General features: G+C 71.3%; 21 protein-coding genes. 3 read left to right on the forward strand and 18 right to left on the reverse strand.

The genetic code is table 11. From position 1 onward, the window contains the following. Positions 1 to 13 precede the first annotated feature (13 nt). The 11 genes from nuoK to ACLGIH_RS13945 are packed head-to-tail and all read right to left on the reverse strand — an operon-like array spanning position 14 to position 10,897. Positions 14 to 313, reverse strand: a complete 300-nt coding sequence (gene nuoK / locus ACLGIH_RS13895; protein ID WP_004927567.1) for an NADH-quinone oxidoreductase subunit NuoK — start codon at positions 311 to 313, stop codon at positions 14 to 16. Further along, positions 310 to 1,152, reverse strand: a complete 843-nt coding sequence (locus tag ACLGIH_RS13900; RefSeq protein ID WP_416525555.1) for an NADH-quinone oxidoreductase subunit J — start codon at positions 1,150 to 1,152, stop codon at positions 310 to 312. Before ACLGIH_RS13900 ends, nuoK begins: the two co-directional genes overlap by 4 nt. After that, complete coding sequence (gene nuoI / locus ACLGIH_RS13905) at positions 1,149 to 1,790, reverse strand: NADH-quinone oxidoreductase subunit NuoI (protein WP_416525556.1); 642 nt, start codon at positions 1,788 to 1,790, stop codon at positions 1,149 to 1,151. Before nuoI ends, ACLGIH_RS13900 begins: the two co-directional genes overlap by 4 nt. Next, positions 1,783 to 3,159 carry an NADH-quinone oxidoreductase subunit NuoH gene (gene nuoH / locus ACLGIH_RS13910; RefSeq protein ID WP_416525557.1) on the reverse strand — a complete coding sequence of 459 codons (1,377 nt, stop codon included), beginning with the start codon at positions 3,157 to 3,159 and terminating at the stop codon, positions 1,783 to 1,785. The genes nuoI and nuoH overlap by 8 nt, the downstream gene beginning before the upstream one ends. Next, the gene (locus tag ACLGIH_RS13915) at positions 3,156 to 5,684 is read right to left on the reverse strand and encodes an NADH-quinone oxidoreductase subunit G (RefSeq protein ID WP_416525558.1); all 2,529 of its coding nucleotides are present in this window, start codon (positions 5,682 to 5,684) and stop codon (positions 3,156 to 3,158) included. The genes nuoH and ACLGIH_RS13915 overlap by 4 nt, the downstream gene beginning before the upstream one ends. Continuing rightward, entirely contained in the window at positions 5,681 to 7,033 is a 1,353-nt protein-coding gene (gene nuoF / locus ACLGIH_RS13920; protein ID WP_416525559.1) for an NADH-quinone oxidoreductase subunit NuoF, read from the reverse strand. Before nuoF ends, ACLGIH_RS13915 begins: the two co-directional genes overlap by 4 nt. Further along, positions 7,030 to 7,902, reverse strand: a complete 873-nt coding sequence (gene nuoE, locus ACLGIH_RS13925; RefSeq protein WP_416525560.1) for an NADH-quinone oxidoreductase subunit NuoE — start codon at positions 7,900 to 7,902, stop codon at positions 7,030 to 7,032. Before nuoE ends, nuoF begins: the two co-directional genes overlap by 4 nt. Beyond that, positions 7,899 to 9,221, reverse strand: coding sequence for an NADH-quinone oxidoreductase subunit D (locus tag ACLGIH_RS13930; RefSeq protein WP_416525561.1), 1,323 nt, complete (start codon positions 9,219 to 9,221; stop codon positions 7,899 to 7,901). Before ACLGIH_RS13930 ends, nuoE begins: the two co-directional genes overlap by 4 nt. After that, the gene (locus tag ACLGIH_RS13935; protein WP_416525562.1) at positions 9,218 to 9,973 is read right to left on the reverse strand and encodes an NADH-quinone oxidoreductase subunit C; all 756 of its coding nucleotides are present in this window, start codon (positions 9,971 to 9,973) and stop codon (positions 9,218 to 9,220) included. Before ACLGIH_RS13935 ends, ACLGIH_RS13930 begins: the two co-directional genes overlap by 4 nt. Next, positions 9,970 to 10,524: a NuoB/complex I 20 kDa subunit family protein gene (locus ACLGIH_RS13940; RefSeq protein ID WP_416525563.1), complete on the reverse strand. Its 555-nt coding sequence runs from the start codon at positions 10,522 to 10,524 to the stop codon at positions 9,970 to 9,972. The genes ACLGIH_RS13935 and ACLGIH_RS13940 overlap by 4 nt, the downstream gene beginning before the upstream one ends. A 13-nt stretch (positions 10,525 to 10,537) precedes the next feature. Continuing rightward, the gene (locus ACLGIH_RS13945; RefSeq protein WP_007490928.1) at positions 10,538 to 10,897 is read right to left on the reverse strand and encodes an NADH-quinone oxidoreductase subunit A; all 360 of its coding nucleotides are present in this window, start codon (positions 10,895 to 10,897) and stop codon (positions 10,538 to 10,540) included. Positions 10,898 to 11,640: 743 nt separating this feature from the next. On the opposite strand from ACLGIH_RS13945, the gene ACLGIH_RS13950 reads away from it, so the two are divergent. After that, complete coding sequence (locus ACLGIH_RS13950; protein WP_416525564.1) at positions 11,641 to 12,492, forward strand: C40 family peptidase; 852 nt, start codon at positions 11,641 to 11,643, stop codon at positions 12,490 to 12,492. 110 nt (positions 12,493 to 12,602) lie between these two features. Here the strand turns inward: ACLGIH_RS13950 and ACLGIH_RS13955 are convergent, their stop codons facing one another. Both ACLGIH_RS13955 and ACLGIH_RS13960 read right to left on the reverse strand, forming a co-directional pair. Further along, a complete protein-coding gene (locus ACLGIH_RS13955; protein WP_416525565.1) occupies positions 12,603 to 13,886 on the reverse strand; it encodes a geranylgeranyl reductase family protein in 1,284 nt (427 codons plus the stop codon). Between the two features lie 68 nt (positions 13,887 to 13,954). Beyond that, a complete protein-coding gene (locus ACLGIH_RS13960) occupies positions 13,955 to 14,122 on the reverse strand; it encodes a pentapeptide repeat-containing protein (RefSeq protein ID WP_416525566.1) in 168 nt (55 codons plus the stop codon). On the opposite strand from ACLGIH_RS13960, the gene ACLGIH_RS13965 reads away from it, so the two are divergent. Together ACLGIH_RS13965 and ACLGIH_RS13970 are read left to right on the forward strand one after the other, a co-directional pair. Further along, positions 14,058 to 14,537 (forward strand): GNAT family N-acetyltransferase, encoded by a 480-nt coding sequence (locus ACLGIH_RS13965; protein WP_416525567.1) that lies wholly within the window; start codon positions 14,058 to 14,060, stop codon positions 14,535 to 14,537. The two genes, ACLGIH_RS13960 and ACLGIH_RS13965, sit on opposite strands and share 65 nt — an antisense overlap. Before the next feature lie 119 nt (positions 14,538 to 14,656). Beyond that, a complete protein-coding gene (locus ACLGIH_RS13970) occupies positions 14,657 to 14,983 on the forward strand; it encodes a PASTA domain-containing protein (RefSeq protein WP_416529374.1) in 327 nt (108 codons plus the stop codon). Positions 14,984 to 15,120: 137 nt separating this feature from the next. On the opposite strand, the gene ACLGIH_RS13975 is transcribed toward ACLGIH_RS13970, so the two are convergent. From ACLGIH_RS13975 to ACLGIH_RS13995, 5 genes are all read right to left on the reverse strand, one after another. After that, the gene (locus ACLGIH_RS13975; protein ID WP_416525568.1) at positions 15,121 to 15,816 is read right to left on the reverse strand and encodes a demethylmenaquinone methyltransferase; all 696 of its coding nucleotides are present in this window, start codon (positions 15,814 to 15,816) and stop codon (positions 15,121 to 15,123) included. A gap of 31 nt (positions 15,817 to 15,847) precedes the next feature. Continuing rightward, complete coding sequence (locus tag ACLGIH_RS13980) at positions 15,848 to 16,447, reverse strand: imidazolonepropionase-like domain-containing protein (RefSeq protein WP_416525569.1); 600 nt, start codon at positions 16,445 to 16,447, stop codon at positions 15,848 to 15,850. Between the two features lie 7 nt (positions 16,448 to 16,454). Further along, entirely contained in the window at positions 16,455 to 17,654 is a 1,200-nt protein-coding gene (mqnC, locus tag ACLGIH_RS13985) for a cyclic dehypoxanthinyl futalosine synthase (RefSeq protein ID WP_416525570.1), read from the reverse strand. 78 nt (positions 17,655 to 17,732) lie between these two features. Next, positions 17,733 to 18,587: a prepilin peptidase gene (locus ACLGIH_RS13990; protein WP_416525571.1), complete on the reverse strand. Its 855-nt coding sequence runs from the start codon at positions 18,585 to 18,587 to the stop codon at positions 17,733 to 17,735. 92 nt (positions 18,588 to 18,679) lie between these two features. After that, complete coding sequence (locus ACLGIH_RS13995; protein ID WP_416525572.1) at positions 18,680 to 20,743, reverse strand: serine/threonine-protein kinase; 2,064 nt, start codon at positions 20,741 to 20,743, stop codon at positions 18,680 to 18,682. Between the last annotated feature and the right edge of the window lie 46 nt (positions 20,744 to 20,789).

A 20,789-nucleotide genomic window follows, 5' to 3' on the forward strand; every position in this document is an offset into this window, starting at 1 on the left:
TTCTAGCGACCCCTCACAGCTTCATCAGGCTGGCGTCGTCGACCGAGGCCGAGTGGCGGGAACGGAACAGGGACACGATGATCGCGAGCCCGACCACGACCTCCGCGGCGGCGACGACCATCGTGAAGAAGGCGATGATCTGGCCGTCGAGATTGCCGTGCATCCGGGAGAAGGCGACGAAAGCGAGGTTGCAGGCGTTGAGCATCAGCTCGACGCACATGAACACGACGATCGCGTTGCGCCGGATCAGCACGCCCGTGGCGCCGATCGTGAACAACAGGGCCGCGAGGTAGAGGTAATTGACGGGGTTCACTTGGATGCCTCCTCGGCCCGCTTGAAGTTGGCCGGGCCGATCGCCTTGCGCTCCAGCCGCTCCTCCGCGCGCTGCTCCAGCGCCCTGAGGTCGTTGAGGGCCTCCTGCGACACGTCACGGATCTGGCCGCGCTCCCGCAGCGTCTTGCTGACGGTGAGGTCGGACGGCGTGCCGTCGGGCAGCAGGCCGGCGATGTCGACGGCGTTGTGCCGGGCGTAGACGCCGGGCGCCGGCAGCGGCGGCAGGTAGGTGCCCTCGCGCACGCGCTGCTCGGCCAGTTCCCGCTGGGTCTTGGCCCGCTCGGTGCGCTCGCGGTGGGTGAGCACCATGGCGCCGACGGCGGCCGTGATGAGCAGGGCGCCGGTGATCTCGAAGGCGAAGACGTACCTGGTGAACATCAGGGCGGCGAGGCCCTCCACGTTGCCGTTCGCGTTCGCCTGGGCGAGGCCGTCGAACTCCGTCAGGGAGGCGTTGCCGATGCCGCCGGCCAGCAGGATGCCGAAGCCGAGCCCGCACAGCAGGGCCAGCCAGCGCTGGCCCTTGATGGTCTCCTTCAGCGAGTCGGCCGCGGTGACGCCGACGAGCATCACCACGAACAGGAACAGCATCATGATCGCGCCGGTGTAGACGATGATCTGGACGACGCCCAGGAAGTAGGCACCGTTGGCGAGGTAGAACACCGCCAGAATGATCATGGTCCCGGCGAGGCAGAGCGCACTGTGCACCGCTCGCCTCATGAGGATGGTGCACAGGGCGCCGATCACGGCGATCGTGCCGAGGACCCAGAACTGGATCGCCTCTCCGGTGGAGGTGGAGTAGGCGGCGAGCTGCTCGGTCATCGGCGGATCACCTTCTCCGACGCGGGCTCCTCCTCGCCGAAGGTCGAGGCGGCCTCCTGGACCACCTCTCCCTTGGAGTGGGCGACCTGCGGCTGGGTGCCGGGCGCGGCCTCCGTCACCAGCCCCCGGTAGTAGTCCTGCTCGTCCGTGCCCGGGTAGATGGCGTGCGGGGTGTCGACCATGCCCTCCTCGAGACCGGCGAGCAGTTGCTCCTTGGTGAAGATGAGGTCGGCACGAGTGGAGTCGGCCAGCTCGAACTCGTTGGTCATCGTCAACGCGCGCGTGGGGCACGCCTCGATGCACAGGCCGCACAGGATGCAGCGGGCGTAGTTGATCTGGTAGACGCGGCCGTACCGCTCGCCCGGGGAGTAGCGCTCCTCGTCGGTGTTGTCCGCGCCCTCCACGTAGATCGCGTCGGCGGGACACGCCCACGCGCACAGCTCGCAGCCCACGCACTTCTCCAGGCCGTCCGGATGGCGGTTGAGCTGGTGCCGTCCGTGGAAGCGCGGGGCCGTGGTCTTCCGCTGCTCCGGGTACTGCTCGGTCAGCCGCTTCTTGAACATGGCCCTGAAGGTCACGCCGAAGCCGGCCACGGGGTTCTGGAAACCGGGCTTGGTCTCCTTGGGCTCCTCAGCCATCGGACGCCTCCTTTCCCTCCGTAGATCCACCCAGCGGTCCGTCACTCTGAGTATCGGTCCCGCCACTGACAACCAGCTCCCGCTCATGGCGCGGGCGGCGGCGCGGCACCGGCGGCAACTCCTGTCCCGGCAGCGGCGGCACGGGGAACCCGCCGGCCATCGGGTCGAACGCGGGCGGTTCCCCGGCGGGCCGCTCCGCCTGCCCGGCCTTCTCGCGGAACATGTCGACGACGAAGGAGAGCAGGAGCAGGATGAGGACGCCGCCGCCGACGTAAAGGGCGATCTCGGTGAAGTCGTAGTTCTCGTTCCGCAGCGCCCGCACGGTGGCGACCATCATCAGCCACACCAGGGAGACCGGGATGAGGACCTTCCAGCCGAGCTTCATCAGCTGGTCGTAGCGGACCCTGGGGAGGGTGCCCCGCAGCCAGACGAAGAAGAAGATCAGCATCTGGAGCTTGACGACGAACCAGAGCATCGGCCACCAGCCGTGGTTCGCGCCCTCCCAGAAGGTGCTGATCGGCCAGGGAGCCCGCCAGCCACCCAGGAACAGCGTCACCGCGATCATCGACACGGTCACCATGTGGATGTACTCGGAGAGCATGAACATCGCGAACTTGATGGAGCTGTACTCGGTGTTGAAGCCGCCCACCAGGTCGCCCTCGGACTCCGGCATGTCGAACGGCGCCCGGCTGGACTCGCCCACCATCGTCACCATGTAGATCAGGAACGACAGCGGCAGCAGCAGGACGTACCAGCGCTCCTGCTGGGCTCCCACGACCGCCGAGGTCGACATCGACCCGGAGTAGAGGAACACCGAGGCGAAGGCGGCGCCCATGGCGATCTCGTACGAGATGATCTGCGCGCACGAGCGGATGCCGCCGAGCAGGGGGTAGGTCGATCCGGAGGACCAGCCGGCGAGGACGAACCCGTACACGCCGAGGGAGCCGATGGCGAGGATGTAGAGCAGCGCGATCGGCAGGTCGGTCAGCTGCATCGTGGTGCGCTGCCCGAAGATCGAGATCTCGTTGCCGGCCGGCCCGAAGGGGATCACCGCGATCGCCATGAAGGCCGGGATGGCCGCGACGATCGGCGCGAGGACGTACACCGCCTTGTCCGCGCGTTTGACGATGACGTCTTCCTTCAGCATCAGCTTCACGCCGTCGGCGAGCGACTGGAGCATGCCCCAGGGGCCGTGCCGGTTGGGGCCGATGCGCCGCTGCATCCAGGCGACGACCTTGCGCTCCATCACGATGGAGATCAGCACCGTCACCATCAGGAAGGCGAAGCAGAACACCGCCTTGATGAGGATCAGCCACCAGGGGTCGCGGCCGAACATCGAGAGGTCTTCTGCGGCGAGGTACGGGCTCATGCCTCCACCTCCTTGGGGGCCGCGCCGACGGGCGTCGCCGGGCCGATGCGGACGAGGGAGCCGGGCAGCACCCCGGCGTCGGAGGCGACGCCGGTGCCGGCGGAGTTCAGCGGGAGCCAGACCACCCGGTCCGGCATGTCCGTGACCTCCAGGGGCAGTTCGACGGTCCCGGCGACCCCGGTGACCGCCAGGACATCGCCGTCCTTGACCCCGGCCTCGGCGGCCGTGGCGGCCGACAGGCGCGCGTGTGCCGCGTGCCGGGTACCGGCGAGCGCCTCGTCCCCGAGCTGGAGGACGCCCTGGTCGAGCAGGAGCCGGTGACCGGCGAGCACGGCCTCCCCGGCGGCGGGCCGGGGCAGCGCGCCCGCGGTCTCGATCGGCTCGGTGGCCGTCGGGCCGTCCCAGGCGCCGAGCCGGTCGATCTCCGCGCGCACGGTCCGCAGATCGGGCAGGCCGAGGTGGACGTCCATGGCGTCGGCCACCATCTGCAGCACGCGCGCGTCCGTGGGCGCGAGGCGCCGGGTCATGTGGTCGGGCTTGAGCGCGGCCTCGAAGGAGCGCACCCGCCCCTCCCAGTTGAGGAAGGTGCCGGACTTCTCGGCGACCGCCGCGACGGGCAGCACGACGTCGGCGAGTTCGGTGACCTCGCTGGGCCGCAGCTCCAGCGACACCACGAAGCCGACCTCGGCGAGTGCCGCACGCGCGCGTGCCGGGTCCGGCAGGTCGGCGACCTCCACGCCCGCCACCAGCAGCGCCTGGAGTTCGCCGGTCGCGGCGGCCTCGACGATCTGGCCGGTGTCCCGTCCGTAGCGGTGGGGCAGGCCGGCGACGCCCCAGACGGCGGCGACCTCCTCACGCGCCCGCGGATCGGTGGCCGGACGCCCGCCCGGCAGCAGCGACGGCAGCGCGCCCGCCTCGATCGCCCCGCGCTCCCCGGCCCGGCGCGGGATCCACACCAGCCGGGCGCCGGTCGCCGAGGCGGTCCGTACGGCGGCGGTGAGGCCACCGGCGACGGCCGCCAGCCGCTCGCCGACGACGATCACCGCGCCCTCGGTGCGCAGCGCCTCGGCCGCGGCGTTGCCCGGGTCCTCCAGTCCGACGCCGCTCGCGAGCGCGTCGAGCCACTCGGTCTCGGTGCCGGGAGCCGCCGGCAGCAGCGTGCCGCCGGCCTTCTCCAGGCCCCGCGTGGCGTGCGTGGCCAGCGAGAAGACCCGCTGTCCGTGCTTGCGCCAGGCCTTGCGCAGCCGCAGGAAGACGCCGGGCGCCTCCTCCTCGGCCTCGAATCCGACCAGCAGGACGGCGGGCGCCTTCTCCAGGGCGGTGTACGTGACGCCCGTGCCGTCCAGGTCACGGCCGCGGCCGGCGACCCGGGCGGCCAGGAAGTCGGCCTCCTCGCCGCTGTGCACGCGCGCGCGGAAGTCGATGTCGTTGGTGTCGAGCGCCACGCGCGCGAACTTGCTGTACGCGTAGGCGTCCTCGACGGTGAGCCGGCCGCCGGTCAGGACGCCGGTGCGGCCCCGGGAGGCGAGCAGCCCCTGGGCTGCGATCTGCAGCGCCTCCGGCCAGGAGGCCGGCTCCAGTTCACCCTCCGCGTTCCGTACGAGCGGTGTCTCCAGCCGGTCCCGCAACTGCGCGTACCGGAACGCGAAGCGTCCCTTGTCGCAGATCCACTCCTCGTTGACCTCGGGGTCGTCGGCCGCCAGGCGCCGCATGACCTTGCCTCGCCGGTGGTCGGTGCGGGTGGCGCAGCCGCCCGAGCAGTGCTCGCACACGCTCGGGGAGGACACCAGGTCGAAGGGGCGGGAGCGGAACCGGTAGGCCGCCGAGGTGAGCGCGCCGACCGGGCAGATCTGGATGGTGTTGCCGGAGAAGTACGACTCGAAGGGGTCGCCCTCGCCGGTGCCGACCTGCTGGAGTGCGCCGCGTTCGAGCAGTTCGATCATCGGGTCGCCCGCGACCTGGTTGGAGAAGCGGGTGCAGCGGGCGCACAGCACGCACCGCTCGCGGTCGAGCAGCACCTGCGTGGAGATCGGCACCGGCTTCTCGAAGGTCCGCTTCTTTCCCTCGAAGCGGGACTCCTCGTTGCCGTGCGACATGGCCTGGTTCTGCAGCGGGCACTCGCCGCCCTTGTCGCAGACCGGGCAGTCCAGCGGGTGGTTGATGAGCAGCAGCTCCATCACGCCGTGCTGGGCCTTCTCCGCGACCGGCGAGGTGAGCTGGGTCTTCACCACCATTCCGTCGGTGCAGGTGATGGTGCAGGACGCCATCGGCTTGCGCTGGCCCTCGACCTCGACGATGCACTGGCGGCAGGCGCCGGCCGGGTCGAGCAGCGGGTGGTCGCAGAACCGGGGGATCTCGATGCCGAGCTGTTCGGCGGCCCGGATGACCAGGGTGCCCTTGGGCACGCTGATCTCGATGCCGTCGATCGTCAGCGTCACGAGGTCCTCGGGCGGGACCGCCGCCTCTCCCCCGCCGGAGGAGCGCTGGCCCGCGGCGGAGCCGCTGTCGGATTGCTGTACGGTCATGCGTTCACCTCCGTACGGTGGTCGGCCCAGGCCGTCGACCTGGCCGGGTCGAAGGGGCAGCCGCGGCCCGTGATGTGCTGCTCGTACTCCTCGCGGAAGTACTTGAGCGAGGAGAAGATCGGCGAGGCGGCGCCGTCGCCGAGGGCGCAGAAGGACTTGCCGTTGATGTTGTCGGCGATGTCGTTCAGTTTGTCGAGGTCGTCCATCGACCCCTTGCCGGCCTCGATGTCGCGCAGCAGCTGCACGAGCCAGTACGTCCCCTCGCGGCAGGGGGTGCACTTGCCGCAGGACTCGTGGGCGTAGAACTCGGTCCAGCGGGTGACGGCGCGGACGACGCAGGTCGTCTCGTCGAAGCACTGCAGGGCCTTGGTGCCGAGCATGGAACCCGCGGCGCCCACTCCTTCGTAGTCAAGAGGGACGTCGAGGTGCTCGTCGGTGAACATCGGCGTCGAGGAGCCGCCCGGTGTCCAGAACTTCAGCCGGTGACCGGGGCGCATGCCCCCGCTCATGTCGAGGAGCTGGCGCAGCGTGATGCCGAGCGGAGCCTCGTACTGGCCGGGGCTGGCGACGTGGCCGCTGAGCGAGTAGAGCGTGAAGCCCGGGGACTTCTCGCTGCCCATCGACCTGAACCATTCCTTGCCTTTGTTCAGGATCGCGGGAACCGAGGCGATCGACTCGACGTTGTTCACCACAGTCGGGCACGCGTAGAGGCCCGCGACAGCAGGGAAGGGGGGACGAAGCCGCGGTTGGCCACGGCGGCCTTCGAGCGAGTCGAGCAGTGCGGTCTCCTCACCGCAGATGTACGCGCCCGCGCCCGCGTGCACGGTGACGTCGAGGTCGAGTCCGCTGCCCAGGATGTTCTCGCCGAGGAAGCCCGCCGCGTAGGCCTCGGCGACGGCCGAGTGCAGCCGCCGCAGCACGGGGACGACTTCACCCCGCAGGTAGATGAAGGCATGCGACGACCTGATGGCGTAGCACGCGATCACGATGCCCTCGATGAGGCTGTGCGGGTTCGCGAAGAGGAGCGGGATGTCCTTGCAGGTGCCCGGCTCCGACTCGTCGGCGTTGACAACCAGATAGTGAGGCTTGCCGTCCCCCTGGGGAATGAACTGCCACTTCATCCCCGTGGGGAACCCCGCGCCGCCGCGTCCGCGCAGACCGGAGTCCTTGACGTACGCGATCAGGTCGTCCGGCGACATCGCCAGCGCCTTGCGGAGCCCCTCGTACCCCTCGTGCCTCCGGTAGACGTCCAGGGTCCAGGACCTGTCCTCGTCCCAGAAGGCCGACAGCACGGGTGCGAGCAGCTTCTCCGGGCTGGTGTCCTTGATCTCGGCTGCCAAGGTCATCACTCCCCCTCCTCGGCGACAGGACCCGCCGGGTTGGCGGGGTCGGAGGCCGATGTGTCCTGCGGCGCGTCGTGCGAGCTGAGGTGCTCCGTCGGCGACGGGTCGTGCACGGCCCGGTCGTGCGGCGCGTCGTGCGGCCCGCCGTCCCGCGGGTGCACCACGCGCGCGGCGGAGGCCTCGCCCTTCGCCAGCTTCAGGCCGACCAGGGAGGCGGGTCCGCCGCTTCCCCCGGCCTCGAGCGCGCCCTCGCGGCCGTCGGGGAAGCCGGCCAGGATCCGGGCGGTCTCCTTGAAGGTGCACAGGCGTGCCCCGCGCGTCGGGGTGACCGGCCGGCCCGCGCGGAGGTCGTCGACGAGGCGGCGGGCGCTCGCCGGGGTCTGGTTGTCGAAGAACTCCCAGTTGACCATCACGACCGGGGCGTAGTCGCAGGCCGCGTTGCACTCGATGTGCTCCAGCGTGACCTTGCCGTCGTCGGTGGTCTCGCCGTTGCCGACGCCCAGGTGCTCCTGGAGGTCCTCGAAGATGGCGTCGCCGCCCATCACCGCGCACAGGGTGTTGGTGCAGACCCCGACCTGGTAGTCGCCGGAGGGCTTGCGCCGGTACATGGTGTAGAAGGTGGCGACGGCCGTGACCTCGGCCGTGGTCAGGCCGAGTACGTCCGCACAGAACTGCATACCGGTGCGCGTGACGTGGCCCTCCTCCGACTGCACGAGGTGCAGCAGCGGCAGCAGGGCGGACCGGGAGTCCGGGTAGCGGGCGATGATCTCGTGCGCGTCGGACTCCAGCCGTGCTCGGACGTCGTCCGGGTAGCCGGGCGCGGGCAGCTCGGGCATGCCGAGGCTGACGCCCTGCTCCGAAGAACTGGTGGTCACCGGTCGACGCCTCCCATCACGGGGTCGATGGACGCGACGGCGACGATGACGTCGGCGACCTGGCCGCCCTCGCACATCGCCGCCATCGCCTGCAGGTTGGTGAAGGACGGGTCCCGGAAGTGGACCCGGTAGGGGCGGGTGCCGCCGTCGGAGACGACGTGCGCCCCGAGCTCGCCCTTGGGTGACTCGACCGCCACGTACGCCTGTCCCGGCGGCACGCGGAAGCCCTCGGTGACCAGCTTGAAGTGGTGGATCAGGGCCTCCATGGAGGTGCCCATGATCTTCTTGATGTGGTCGAGGGAGTTGCCCAGTCCGTCCGGTCCCAGGGCGAGCTGGGCGGGCCAGGCGATCTTCTTGTCGCCGACCATGACCGGGCCGGGCTGCAACCGGTCCAGGCACTGCTCGATGATCCTCAGCGACTGGCGCATCTCCTCCAGGCGGATCAGGAAGCGGCCGTAGGAGTCGCAGGTGTCGGCGGTCGGAACGTCGAAGTCGTATGTCTCGTAGCCGCAGTACGGCTGGGCCTTGCGCAGGTCGTGCGGCAGACCGGTGGAGCGCAGGATCGGGCCGGTGGCGCCCAGCGCCATGCAGCCGGCCAGGTCGAGATAGCCGATGTCCTGCATGCGGGCCTTGAAGATGGGGTTCCCGGTGGCGAGCTTGTCGTACTCCGGGAGGTTCTTCTTCATCTGCTTCACGAACTCGCGGATGTGGTCCACCGAGCCGGGGGGCAGGTCCTGGGCGAGTCCGCCGGGGCGGATGTACGCGTGGTTCATCCGCAGTCCGGTGATCAGCTCGTAGATGTCGAGAATCAGTTCACGATCCCGGAAGCCGTAGATCATGATCGTGGTGGCGCCCAGCTCCATGCCGCCGGTGGCGATGCACACCAGGTGGGACGACAGCCGGTTCAGCTCCATCAGGAGCACCCGGATGACGGTGGCCCGGTCCGGGATCTGGTCCTCGATGCCGAGCAGCCGCTCGACCGCCAGGCAGTACGCCGCCTCGTTGAAGAACGACGTCAGGTAGTCCATGCGCGTCACGAACGTGGTGCCCTGGGTCCACGTCCGGTACTCGAGGTTTTTCTCGATGCCGGTGTGCAGGTAGCCGATGCCGCACCGGGCCTCGGTGACGGTCTCACCGTCGATCTCCAGGATCAGACGGAGCACGCCGTGGGTGGACGGGTGCTGCGGGCCCATGTTGACGACGATGCGCTCGTCGTCGGCGCGGGCCGCGGACTGGACGACCTCGTCCCAGTCGCCGCCGGTGACCGTGTAGACGGTGCCCTCGGTGGTCTCCCGAGGAGAGGCGTGCGAAGTGCTCATGAGTACGACCTCCGCTGGTCCGGAGCCGGGATCTGGGCGCCCTTGTACTCGACGGGGATGCCGCCGAGGGGGTAGTCCTTGCGCTGCGGATGGCCCTGCCAGTCGTCCGGCATCATGATCCGCGTCAGGGCCGGGTGACCGTCGAAGACGATGCCGAAGAAGTCGTACGTCTCGCGCTCGTGCCAGTCGTTCGTCGGATAGACGGAGAACAGCGACGGGATGTGCGGGTCGCTGTCGGGGGCGCTGACCTCCAGCCGGATCAGCCGGTTGTGGGTGATCGAGCGCAGGTGGTAGACGGCGTGCAGCTCGCGGCCCTTGTCGTTCGGGTAGTGGACGCCGCTGACGCCGGTGCACAGTTCGAAGCGCAGGGCCGGGTCGTCGCGCAGGGTGCGGGCGACGCGGACCAGGTGCTCGCGTTCGATGTGGAAGGTCAGCTCGCCGCGGTCGACGACCGTCTTCTCGATGGCGTTGTCGGGCAGCAGGCCCTGCTCCTCCAGGGCGCCCTCCAGCTCGTCGGCGACCTCGTCGAACCAGCCGCCGTACGGCCTGCTCGCCGGCCCCGGGAGTCGGACCGAGCGGACCAGACCGCCGTAGCCGGAGGTGTCGCCGCCGTTGTCGGCGCCGAACATGCCGCGCTGGACGCGGATCTCCTCGCCGCCCTGACCGCGCTGGCCGGGGAGGTTCTGGGCGGAGAGGTCCTTCTCGGGGTTCGCGCCGTTCGCGTCGCCCGCGGTGTTGTTCGCGTCGCTCATCGCAGCAGCCCCTTCATCTCGATCGTGGGCAGGGCCTTGAGCGCCGCCTCCTCCGCCTCGCGGGCCGCCTCCTCGGCGTTCACGCCGAGCTTGGAGTTCTGGATCTTGTGGTGGAGCTTGAGGATGGCGTCCAGCAGCATCTCGGGCCGTGGCGGACAGCCCGGGAGATAGATGTCGACCGGGACGACGTGGTCGACGCCCTGCACGATCGCGTAGTTGTTGAACATGCCGCCCGAGGAGGCGCAGACCCCCATGGAGATCACCCACTTGGGGTTCGGCATCTGGTCGTAGACCTGCCGCAGCACCGGCGCCATCTTCTGGCTGACCCGGCCCGCGACGATCATCAGGTCCGCCTGCCGCGGCGAGCCGCGGAAGACCTCCATGCCGAAGCGCGCCATGTCGTAGCGGCCGGCGCCGGTGGTCATCATCTCGATGGCGCAGCAGGCGAGGCCGAACGTGGCGGGGAAGACGGACGACTTGCGCACCCAGCCCGCGGCCTGCTCGACGGTGGTCAGCAGGAAGCCGCTCGGCAGTTTTTCTTCGAGTCCCATGACTAAAGGCCCCTCAGTCCCATTCCAGGCCGCCGCGCCGCCATACGTACGCGTACGCGACGAAGACGGTGAGCACGAAGAGCAACATCTCCACGAGCCCGAAAAGCCCCAGGGCGTCGAAGGTGACGGCCCAGGGGTAGAGGAAGACGATCTCGATATCGAAGATGATGAAGAGCATCGCCGTCAGGTAGTACTTGATCGGGAAGCGCCCGCCGCCGGCCGGCGTGGGGGTCGGCTCGATACCGCACTCGTAGGCCTCGAGCTTGGCCCGGTTGTACCGCTTCGGACCGATCAGCGTGGCCATGACCACGGAGAAGATCGCAAAGCCTGCCCCGAGGGCTCCCAGTACGAGGATGGGCGCATACGCGTTCACCGCTCCTCGCTCCTCTCAGTCGGCACTGACTGCTGGCGGTTGCACTGGGCTCACATCCGCCTCCGCAGTCCCACGAACCCCGCTCGTCCCGGGCGAAGATCGAGAACATGTGAAGCAGGTCACAAGCCCAACTGCCTCGCATCTTATGCCCGCCGGTCTGTGATCTGCGACACGGGGTATTGCACGAGCTTTGTGATCTCCACCACCTGACGAAGGATCATGAAGTCGGATCAGCGGTGATCTTCACACAGGAAGCGTCCGAGTGATCACCAGAGGTGACATTTTCACTCGTCGTCGCTGGCCAGAGGGGGCGTCTCCATATCAAGAGAGTTCCCGCGCATGCAAATTGGCACTGGGCGCGATCTCTTGCTAGAGCGCGCGTTCACACATCAGGGGGAGGCGCGGGGCGCGATGTGGACGCGTGCACGCGTTCACGAGCGGATCCGGCCGGCGCGGGCACGCGGGACGCGACCGCCGCGGTAACCGTTCCGTGACCTCCGCCACATCGATGAGAGGCTCATGAGAAGCGGGCTTGGCCAACTGTCCCAACCAGTGGTAGGCGGGGAGCAATTCGGGCGTAACGATCAAAGTCCGTGATCACAGGCGTATCACTGCCGCCCGCTATGTCCGTTACGGCGTCAATAAAGGGCGACACGCCCGGCATTCAGGGGCCTCGCTGAACAACTGTGGCGCAGCACACGTTTCTTGAAGGTATGGAGGAGCTCCTGATACCGGTTGTTTCCATGTCCCACACCGCTCACATACGCAGCCACCGGAAGCCCCGCCGCAGCGCGTCCACCATCGCGATGCGGGCCGGAGTTGCCGGTGGCGTCCTCAGCACCCTGGCCGTGGCCGGGGCCTCCGGGTCGGCGAACGCCGCCGAGCCGGTCACGCAGACCCTCGAACTGCCCACCCTGACGGGTGACCTGGCCGCTCAGGTCGCCCAGTCCGCGGAGGCCACTCAGCAGGCGGCTGCGAACTACGAGCTGCGGGCCGAGCGTGACGCGGCCGCCGCCAAGGCCGCCAAGGAAGCCAAGGCGGACCTGAAGGAAGCCAAGAAGAAGGCGGCGGAGGAGGCCGCCCGGAAGAGGGCCGAGGAGGAGGCCGCCCGCAAGGCCGCCGCCGAGCGCGCCGCGCGCAGCAGCGAGCGGGCCACCCTGAGCGCCTCCGTGGGCGCCGGCTCCACCGGTTCCACCGGTTCCTCGGACACGTCCGCGAGCACGAGCACCTCCACGGCCACCGGTTCGGCCGCCGCGGTCGTCTCCTTCGTGCAGGCCCAGGTCGGCGACGCCTACGTCTCCGGCGGCACCGGTCCCAACTCCTGGGACTGCTCCGGCCTCGTGCAGGCCGCCTTCAAGCAGGTCGGCGTCGACCTGCCGCGCGTGTCGCAGTCGCAGTCCACCGCCGGCACCCAGGTCTCGCTGAGCAACCTCCAGCCGGGCGACATCCTGTACTGGGGCGGCGCGGGCAGCGCGTACCACGTGGCGGTGTACATCGGCGACGGCCAGTTCGTCGGCGCGCAGAACCCGTCCACCGGCGTCAAGCAGGCGTCGCTGTCCTACGACCCGCCGAGCGGCGCGGTGCGCGTGCTCTGACACGCGTTCACAGCCGTCAGTGAAGGGGCCGCAGCCGCTCGGGGGCAGCGGCCCCTTCGCCGTGCGCCGGCGGGGCGGGGCCGTCGGGCCCGCCCCCGCCGGCGCACGCGTCACGCCTTGGGCGCCACTTTGGTCAGGCCGTTGATGATGCGGTCCATCGCGTCGCCGCCCGTGGGGTCGGTCAGGTTGGCGAGGAGCTTGAGGGTGAACCTCATCAGCATCGGGTGCGTCAGGCCGCGCTGCGCCGCGATCTGCATGACCTTCGGGTTGCCGATGAGCTTCACGAAGGCGCGGCCGAGCGTGTAGTAGCCGCCGTAGGTGTCCTTCAGGACGCGCGGGTAGCGCTGGAGGGCCGCCTCGCGCTGGGCCGGTGTGGTGCGCGCGTGGGCCTGGACGATGACCTCGGCGGCGATCTGGCCGGACTCCATGGCGTAGGCGATGCCCTCGCCGTTGAAGGGGTTCACCAGACCGCCCGCGTCGCCGACGAGCAGCAGACCGCGGGTGTAGTGGGGCTGGCGGTTGAACGCCATCGGCAGCGCCGCCCCGCGGATGGGCCCGGTCATGTTCTCCGGCGTGTAGCCCCACTCCTCCGGCATGGAGGCGCACCAGGCCTTCAGCACCTCGCGCCAGTCGAGTTCCTGGAAGGAGGCGGAGGTGTTGAGGACGCCGAGGCCGACGTTGCTCGTCCCGTCGCCCATGCCGAAGATCCAGCCGTAGCCGGGCAGCAGCCGGTCCTGCGCGCCACGCCGGTCCCACAGTTCCAGCCAGGACTCCAGGTAGTCGTCTTCGTGACGGGGGCTGGCGAAGTACGTGCGGACGGCGACGCCCATCGGGCGGTCCTCGCGGCGGTGCAGGCCCATCGCCAGGGACAGCCGGGTGGAGTTGCCGTCGGCGGCGACGACCAACGGCGCGTGGAAGGTGACCTCGCGCTTGTCCTCGCCCAGCTTGGCGTGCACGCCCGTGATGCGGCCGGTGCGGTCGTCGATGACCGGGGCGCCGACGTTGCAGCGCTCGTACAGCCGGGCTCCGGCCTTCTGGGCCTGCCGGGCGAGCTGCTCGTCGAAGTCGTCGCGCTTGCGGACCAGGCCGTAGTCGGGGAAGGAGGCCAGCTCGGGCCAGTCCAGCTGGAGGCGGACGCCGCCGCCGATGATGCGCAGACCCTTGTTGCGCAGCCAGCCGGCCTCCTCGGAGATGTCGATGCCCATCGCCACGAGCTGCTTGGTCGCGCGCGGCGTGAGGCCGTCGCCGCAGACCTTCTCGCGCGGGAAGGCGGTCTTCTCCAGCAGCAGGACGTCGAGCCCGGCCCGGGCCAGGTGGTACGCGGTCGTGGAGCCGGCTGGCCCCGCGCCCACGACGATCACATCGGCGGTGTTGTCGGAGAGGGGCTCGGTCACGGCGGGATCTCCCCCAGGTTCGGAATCTGCGTGCCGACCGGCACCGGACACGGGCAGTCTATTCAGCGTCATCGATCTCCCGGCCGAAGGGCTGCCTCCGTGAACCGAGCCCCTGTGAACCGAGCCCCCGTGAACCGAGCCCCTGTGAACCGGGCCGTCCCCGCTGTACGGTTGCGCGTTCCCACGGACGAGGACGCCCTCGCCTGGCACCGGGCCTTCGCCGACCCCGATGTCATGGAGTTCCACGGCGGAAGGCCGGCCGAGCTGTCGGTGTACGAGGAGCTCACCGCCCGCCAGCGGCGGCACGACGCCGAGCGCGGCTTCTGCCTGTGGACGATGCTCGACGAGGCCGGCGAGGTCATCGGCTTCACCGGCGCCCAGCCGTGGCCGTGGGACTGGGGTCCCACGGGCGAGATCGAGATCGGCTGGCGGCTCGGCCGGGCGCACTGGGGCAAGGGGTACGTCACCGCGGCGGCGCGGCAGACGCTTGAGCGGTTGCGGGCGGCGGGGGTGACGGACGTGGTGGCGATGGTCGACGCCCGCAACGCCCGGTCCATCGCGGTCACGCAGCGACTGGGCATGCGGCTCGCGGAGGTGTTCAGCACGCCGGCGTCCGGGCGGGAGGGGCACTGCTACCGCCTGACGCTGTGACGGACAGTAACCGAATGTCACAGAACGCCACTTGGCGCTTCCGGCCGGTGCGCGGCGGAGTTACTCTGCCCGTACCGCTGGGGGTGACATTCGTGCGCACCATACGCAAGACACCCGAAGTGCGCGTACCGCGCCTTGTCGGACTGATGGCCGTGGACGCGCGGGAGGCGGCCCGGGCGCGGGGCCTGGCCCTGGCCGCGCCGGACCGGCCCGACTTCCCGCACGCCGTCGTCGACTACGTCGTACGCCAGTACCCGCAGCCCGGTGCCGAGGTGCCGCGGGACTCGGTGGTCCATGTGTGGCTGGACTTCGGGGAGGGCGAGGGCGGCGGTGGCATGCGGGAGCCTCGGACGCCGAGACCGCCGCGGGGCGGACTCCCGCGGGAGCTGACCGAGCCGGGCGACCCCGCCGCGTCCTCGTCGTTCGCGAGCACCGGCACCCTCTGACCGGACTCGGGCCCGCCGGGCGTCATGCCTCTGCACCCCGCGTCGGGCCTCTGCCCCCGCCGGGCGTCGGGCCCCTGCCCCCGCCCGGAGTCCGACCTCCGAAGCCGGCCGGCGTCAGCCCCTGGCCCCGCCGGGCGTCAGCTCTCCTTGAACCCCCGGTGCAGCGCCACCACCCCGCCGGTCAGATTGCGCCAGGCCACCTTCGCCCAGCCGGCCTCGCGCAGCCGCGCGGCCAGGCCGGCCTGGTCGGGCCAGGCGCGGATGGACTCGGCGAGATAGACGTACGCCTCCGGATTGGAGGAGACCGCGCGGGCGACCGGCGGCAGGGCGCGCATCAGGTACTCGGTGTAGACGGTGCGGAACGGCGCCCACGTCGGATGGGAGAACTCGCAGATGACGACCCGCCCGCCGGGCCGTGTCACCCGGTACATCTCGCGCAGCGCGGCGTCCGTGTCCTGCACGTTGCGCAGCCCGAAGGAGATGGTGACGGCATCGAAGACGTCGTCGGCGAAGGGCAGCCGGGTGGCGTCGCCCGCGGTCAACGGCAGCCAGGCGTGCCGCCGCTTGCCGACCTGGAGCATGCCGAGGGAGAAGTCGCACGGGACGACGTAGGCGCCGGTGCGGGCGAAGGGGAGGGAGGAGGTGGCCGTCCCGGCGGCGAGGTCGAGGACCTTCTGCGCGGGGCGGGCGTCGACGGCCCGGGCGACCTCCTTGCGCCACACCCGGTCCTGGCCGAGTGACAGCACGTCGTTCGTGAGGTCGTACCGTTCCGCCACGTCATCGAACATCGAGGCGACTTCGTGCGGCTGCTTGTTCAGGGAGGCGCGGGTCACGCCCCCATTGTGGCAGGCTGCCCCCTTCCGCCTACGCGCCCCTGTACACCAGACGGCCGCCCACGACGGTGGCCACGCACGTCGATGCGCCCCGGCGTACGAGCGCAGCCCGGTCGGGCACGTCGAACACCGCGAACCGCGCGGGCCGTCCGGCGGCGAGACCCGGCAGCAGCACGAGCGGCACCGGGGAGAACGCCGCGGGGCCCGGCGGTGTGCCCGGACGCCCGGCCAGGGCGAGTCCCGCCCGGCGCACCGCGTCCAGCGCGGCCCGGCCGTGCAGTTCACCGGCGACCGCGACCGTTCCGTGCGCCAGCATCCGCTGCACCCCGCGGCGTGCGCTGGCACCCGGCGCGGAGGCGTCGGCGCGCAGCAGCGCCTGCGCGCGCTGTCCGAAGACCGGCTCGGTTCCCAGCCGGCCGGCCTCGCGCGGGTCGGGGTGGTAGGCCTGCTCCAGGAGTTCGGGGCCGTACGGGTTGACCAGCCCGGGCGTGAGGATGCCGGGCCACCGCCGCACCCGTGCCCGCGGGTGGCCTGCGGCCAGCCGCTCGTACGGGCCGACGGCGGCGATCCGGGCGCCGTCGACCAGGACGGCCGCTTCGGGCGTGGCCTCGGCGACGTGGATCGTCAGCACGGCGGCCTCAGTTGGAGGCGAGGAGCTTCAGCTCCGGGTGGGCGGTGCCGCCCTCGATCGCGGTGGACGAGATGTGGGACATCACCCGCTCGTCGACGGGGTCGTTCGCCGGGTCGTCGTGCACGACGAGGTGCTCGTACGTCGTCGAGCGCTGCGCCGGGACGCGGTCCGCCCGGCGGATCAGGTCGATGATCTCCAGCCGGTTGGAGCGGTGCTTGGCGCCGGCGGAGGAGACGACGTTCTCCTCCAGCATGATCGAGCCGAGGTCGTCGGCGCCGTAGTGCAGGGAGAGCTGGCCGACCTCCTTGCCCGTGGTCAGCCAGGAGCCCTGGATGTGCGCGACGTTGTCGAGGAAGAGACGGGCGATCGCGATCATCCGCAGGTACTCGAAGAGGGTGGCCTGCGTGCGGCCCTTCAGGTGGTTGTTCTCGGGCTGGTAGGTGTACGGGATGAAGGCGCGGAAGCCGCCGGTGCGGTCCTGCACGTCCCGGATCATCCGCAGGTGCTCGATGCGTTCGGCGTTGGTCTCGCCGGTGCCCATGAGCATGGTGGAGGTCGACTCCACACCCAGCCCGTGGGCGATCTCCATGATCTCCAGCCAGCGCTCGCCGGACTCCTTCAGCGGCGCGATGGCCTTGCGGGGGCGGGCGGGCAGGAGTTCGGCGCCGGCGCCGGCGAAGGAGTCCAGACCGGCCTCGTGGATGCGGGTGATGGCCTCCTCCACCGACACCCCGGAGATCCGGGCCATGTGCTCGACCTCGCTCGCCCCCAGGCTGTGGATGACGAGCTGCGGGAACTCCTTCTTGATGGCGGAGAAGTGCTTCTCGTAGTACTCGACGCCGTAGTCCGGGTGGTGACCGCCCTGGAACATGATCTGGGTGCCGCCCAGTTCGACCGTCTCCGCGCAGCGGCGCAGGATGTCGTCCAGGTCGCGGGTCCAGCCCTTCGCCTTGTCCTTCGGGGCCGCGTAGAAGGCGCAGAACTTGCACGCCGTGACGCACACGTTGGTGTAGTTGATGTTGCGCTCGATGATGTACGTCGCGATGTGCTCCGTGCCGGCGTACCGCCGCCTGCGCACGGCGTCGGCGGCGCTGCCCAGCGCATGCAGCGGGGCGTCGCGGTAGAGGACGAGGGCCTCTTCGGGGGTGATCCGCCCACCGGCGGCGGCACGGTCGAGGATGGGCTGAAGGTCGGCCTTCTCGGTCACCGGCGTCCCTTTCGCAAGGTTCGTAAGGGTTGTGGACGGACGCGACCAGCGTACGCCAGGGGCTTTGCCCGGCCTTCCTCAGGCCGTGCAGGCACCCACGAGCACCCCGAGGAACGCTCCCGCGACGAGGAACGGCCCGAACGGGATGGCGGTCCTGCGCCCGGCCCGGCGCAGGACGACGAGGGCGCCGCCGTACAGCGCCCCGAGCAGGAATCCGGCGAGGGTGCCCAGCATCACCGTGGCCCAGCCGTACCAGCCCAGGACGGCACCGGCCCCGAGGGCCAGCTTCACGTCGCCGAAGCCCATGCCGGCGGGGTTGACCAGCCACAGGACGAAGTAGCCGGCGCCCAGAACGAGGGCGCCCAGCAGGGCCGTGGGCCAGGACCCGGCGTGCCCGGGCACGAGCGCGGCGAGGCCGAGCAACGCGAGCGCGACCCCGGCGAACGGCAGGGTGAGCGGGTCGGGCAGCCGCGCCACCCGCAGGTCGACGACCGCCAGCAGCACGCCGACGGGCGCGAGCAGCAGCCAGACGGCCAGCTCGGGCCGGACCCCGGTGGCGGCGGCGAGGCCGGCACAGACGAGGGCGGTCACGCCGGCGGGGACGACGGCACCGGGGCCGTACGACCCGGCATCCGCCGCGCCCCCGGCACCCCGGCCGCACGACCCGGCATCCGCCCCGTCCCCCGCGCCCGGGCCGCACGACGCGGCATCAGGAGCGTGCCCGACACCCGGGCCGTACGCCCCGGCGCCCCCTGCGCATCGGGCGCACCGCGGTCGGCCGAGCCAGCCCCGCAGCGGGTGCCCGCGCGGGCAGCTGTCCCGCCACGGCTCGCCCTCGGGGGCGGAGAAGCGGTACGCCGCCCGGGGCAGCAGCGCGCCGGCCGCCGCTCCCCAGAGAGCCGCGACGGCGATCAGCACGGGCCCGACGGTCATCCGGCGGCGCCCGCCCGGCCGCGGCGGTGCCTCCGCACCGCGTACACCGCCGCGTCCACCGTCAAGTCCACCGCCCCCCTCACCCACCGTCACTACTTGATCTTCGACAGGCGGGCCTTCGGCTGCCCCGACCCCTTGCTGTCCGACTCGTAGCGCAGGTCGTCGCCCACGGGGGTGAGCCGGACGGTGTGCAGAGCCTGCTCGCAGACACCGCGGTTGTCCTCCGCTCCGACGGCGCTCGCGACGATCTGTTTGCCCGTCACCTGCTTCAGTGTCAGTACGTCGTCGCACGTGCCGCCCAGCAGGTCGATGTGGCGCAGGGTGCCCAGCTTCTCGCCCACCTCGGCGTCCTTGACGGTCAGGCGGAAGGTGCCCATGGGGAGTTTGCCGTCGCGGGCGGCCGCCTGGCCCTCCCAGGTGCCGACGTACGCGTCCGGGACCGCCTCCCCGCCGCCGCCCATGGCGGGGTCGGAGGCGGTGGCCGAGCTGCCCGGCGACGGGGCGTGGGTCGTGGCGCCGGGGCCGCCGTCCGCCGAGTCCCGGCGGCCGCCGGGCACCAGGTCGAAGACGAACGCCCCACCGATCGTCACCGCCGCCAGCGCCCCGGCCACCGCGAGCGCCACCGTGCAGCTCAGCCGTCGGCCGCGGCCGTTTCCGCCCGGTGCGGCGGTCGCCGCCACGGAGACGGAGAGCTTGCCGGGGCGGGGCTCGGTGGGCCGGTACGGGAGCTGGGTGGGCTCGTGCGGCCGGCCGTCACGGGGCCGGCCGGGTCCGGGCACGGCAGGCGCGGCCTCGAGTGGCACCGGCGGCGGCTGCGGCACCGGCATGACCGGCGGCGGCCCGAACGCCCCCGCCGCGGCGTACCCGACACCTACGGGCTCCCCGGGCTTCCCAGTCCCTACGGACTCCCCGGACGCCCCGGAAGTCCCGGAAGTCCCGGAAGCCTTGGAAGTTCCGGAGCCTCCGACGCTCCCGGTGTCCCCGGAGTTCCGGGGATCCCCGGAACTCCCTGCAGACCCAAAGTTCCCCGGGTTCCCAGGGCCCCCGGCATTCCCGGCCTCTCCGGCAACCCCGGCCTCCCGGCAAGCCACCGCGCCGTCAGGAACCGCGCCGTCAGGAACCGCGCCGTCAGGAACCGCGCCGTCGGCTCCCGCGGCTCCGGCTCCGGCTCCCGTCCCGGCCAGGGACCCGGCGCCGCCCTCCGTCACCGCGACCCGGCTGAATCCCACCGGCCCGGACTCGGGTCCCGCGCCCGCCCCCGTCGCGTCCAGGTTCAGCAGCTGTACGGCGCTCCGGCTGACCTGCTCCACCAGTGCCCCGGGCAGCCAGCCGCCGGCGACCAGGCGGGCCGCGCCCTCCGGAGCCAGGCGGCGGGCCACCTCCCGCGGGGTCGGACGGGCGGCCGGATCCTTGGCCAGGCACGCCGCGGCCAGTTCCCGTATCCCGCCCTCCAGGGCCTCCAGTTCCGGCTCCTCGTGGACGACCTTGTACAGCAGCGCCGCCGAGGAGTCCCCCGGGAACGGCGGCTCGCCGGTCGCCGCGTAGGCCAGGACCGCGCCCAGGGAGAAGATGTCCGCCGCGCCGGTGACGCCCTTGCCGAGGATCTGCTCGGGCGCCATGTAGCCGGGCGAGCCGATCGACACGCCGGTCGAGGTCAGGGACGCCGTACCGTCCGTGGCGCGGGCGATGCCGAAGTCGATCAGCAGCGGGCCGTCGAGGGTGAGCAGGATGTTGGACGGCTTCACGTCCCGGTGGACCAGGCCCAGGTCGTGCACCGCCGCCAGGGCCTCGCCGAGGCCCGCCCCCAGCGCCCGTACGGTGCGGCCCGGCAGCGCGCCGCCGTGCGCGACCGCCGCCGTCAGGGAGGGGCCGGCCGCGTACGCGGTGGCCACCCAGGGCACGCGCGCCTCCGGGTCGGCGTCCAGGACGGGTGCGGTCCACGCGCCGCCCACCCGCCGCGCGGCCTCGACCTCCCGCCGGAAACGGGCCCGGAACTCCTCGTCGAGGGCGAAGTGCGGGTGCACGATCTTCACCGCGACCGTGCGGCCTCCGGAGCTGCGGCCCAGATAGACCCGGCCCATGCCCCCGGAGCCCAGCCGGCCGAGCAGCCGGTAGGGCCCCACGACGGTGGGTTCGTCGATGTCGAGCGGCTGCATGGCGTCCACCCCTCCCCCGTACGCCCGGCACTCCCCAGCAGCGTAG

Origin of the sequence: Streptomyces hamibioticus (assembly GCF_047946815.1) — a bacterium.
Taxonomy (GTDB): domain Bacteria; phylum Actinomycetota; class Actinomycetes; order Streptomycetales; family Streptomycetaceae; genus Streptomyces.

Bases quoted from the DNA above. Each gene is read 5' to 3' on its own strand.
- ACLGIH_RS13900 (WP_416525555.1), bottom strand. From the start codon at position 1,152: ATGACCGAGCAGCTCGCCGCCTACTCCACCTCCACCGGAGAGGCGATC.
- nuoI (WP_416525556.1), bottom strand. From the start codon at position 1,790: ATGGCTGAGGAGCCCAAGGAGACCAAGCCCGGTTTCCAGAACCCCGTG.
- nuoH (WP_416525557.1), bottom strand. From the start codon at position 3,159: ATGAGCCCGTACCTCGCCGCAGAAGACCTCTCGATGTTCGGCCGCGAC.
- ACLGIH_RS13915 (WP_416525558.1), bottom strand. From the start codon at position 5,684: ATGACCGTACAGCAATCCGACAGCGGCTCCGCCGCGGGCCAGCGCTCC.
- ACLGIH_RS13930 (WP_416525561.1), bottom strand. From the start codon at position 9,221: ATGAGCACTTCGCACGCCTCTCCTCGGGAGACCACCGAGGGCACCGTC.
- ACLGIH_RS13935 (WP_416525562.1), bottom strand. From the start codon at position 9,973: ATGAGCGACGCGAACAACACCGCGGGCGACGCGAACGGCGCGAACCCC.
- ACLGIH_RS13940 (WP_416525563.1), bottom strand. From the start codon at position 10,524: ATGGGACTCGAAGAAAAACTGCCGAGCGGCTTCCTGCTGACCACCGTC.
- ACLGIH_RS13950 (WP_416525564.1), top strand. From the start codon at position 11,641: ATGTCCCACACCGCTCACATACGCAGCCACCGGAAGCCCCGCCGCAGC.
- ACLGIH_RS13960 (WP_416525566.1), bottom strand. From the start codon at position 14,122: ATGACATCGGGGTCGGCGAAGGCCCGGTGCCAGGCGAGGGCGTCCTCG.
- ACLGIH_RS13990 (WP_416525571.1), bottom strand. From the start codon at position 18,587: ATGACCGTCGGGCCCGTGCTGATCGCCGTCGCGGCTCTCTGGGGAGCG.
- ACLGIH_RS13995 (WP_416525572.1), bottom strand. From the start codon at position 20,743: ATGCAGCCGCTCGACATCGACGAACCCACCGTCGTGGGGCCCTACCGG.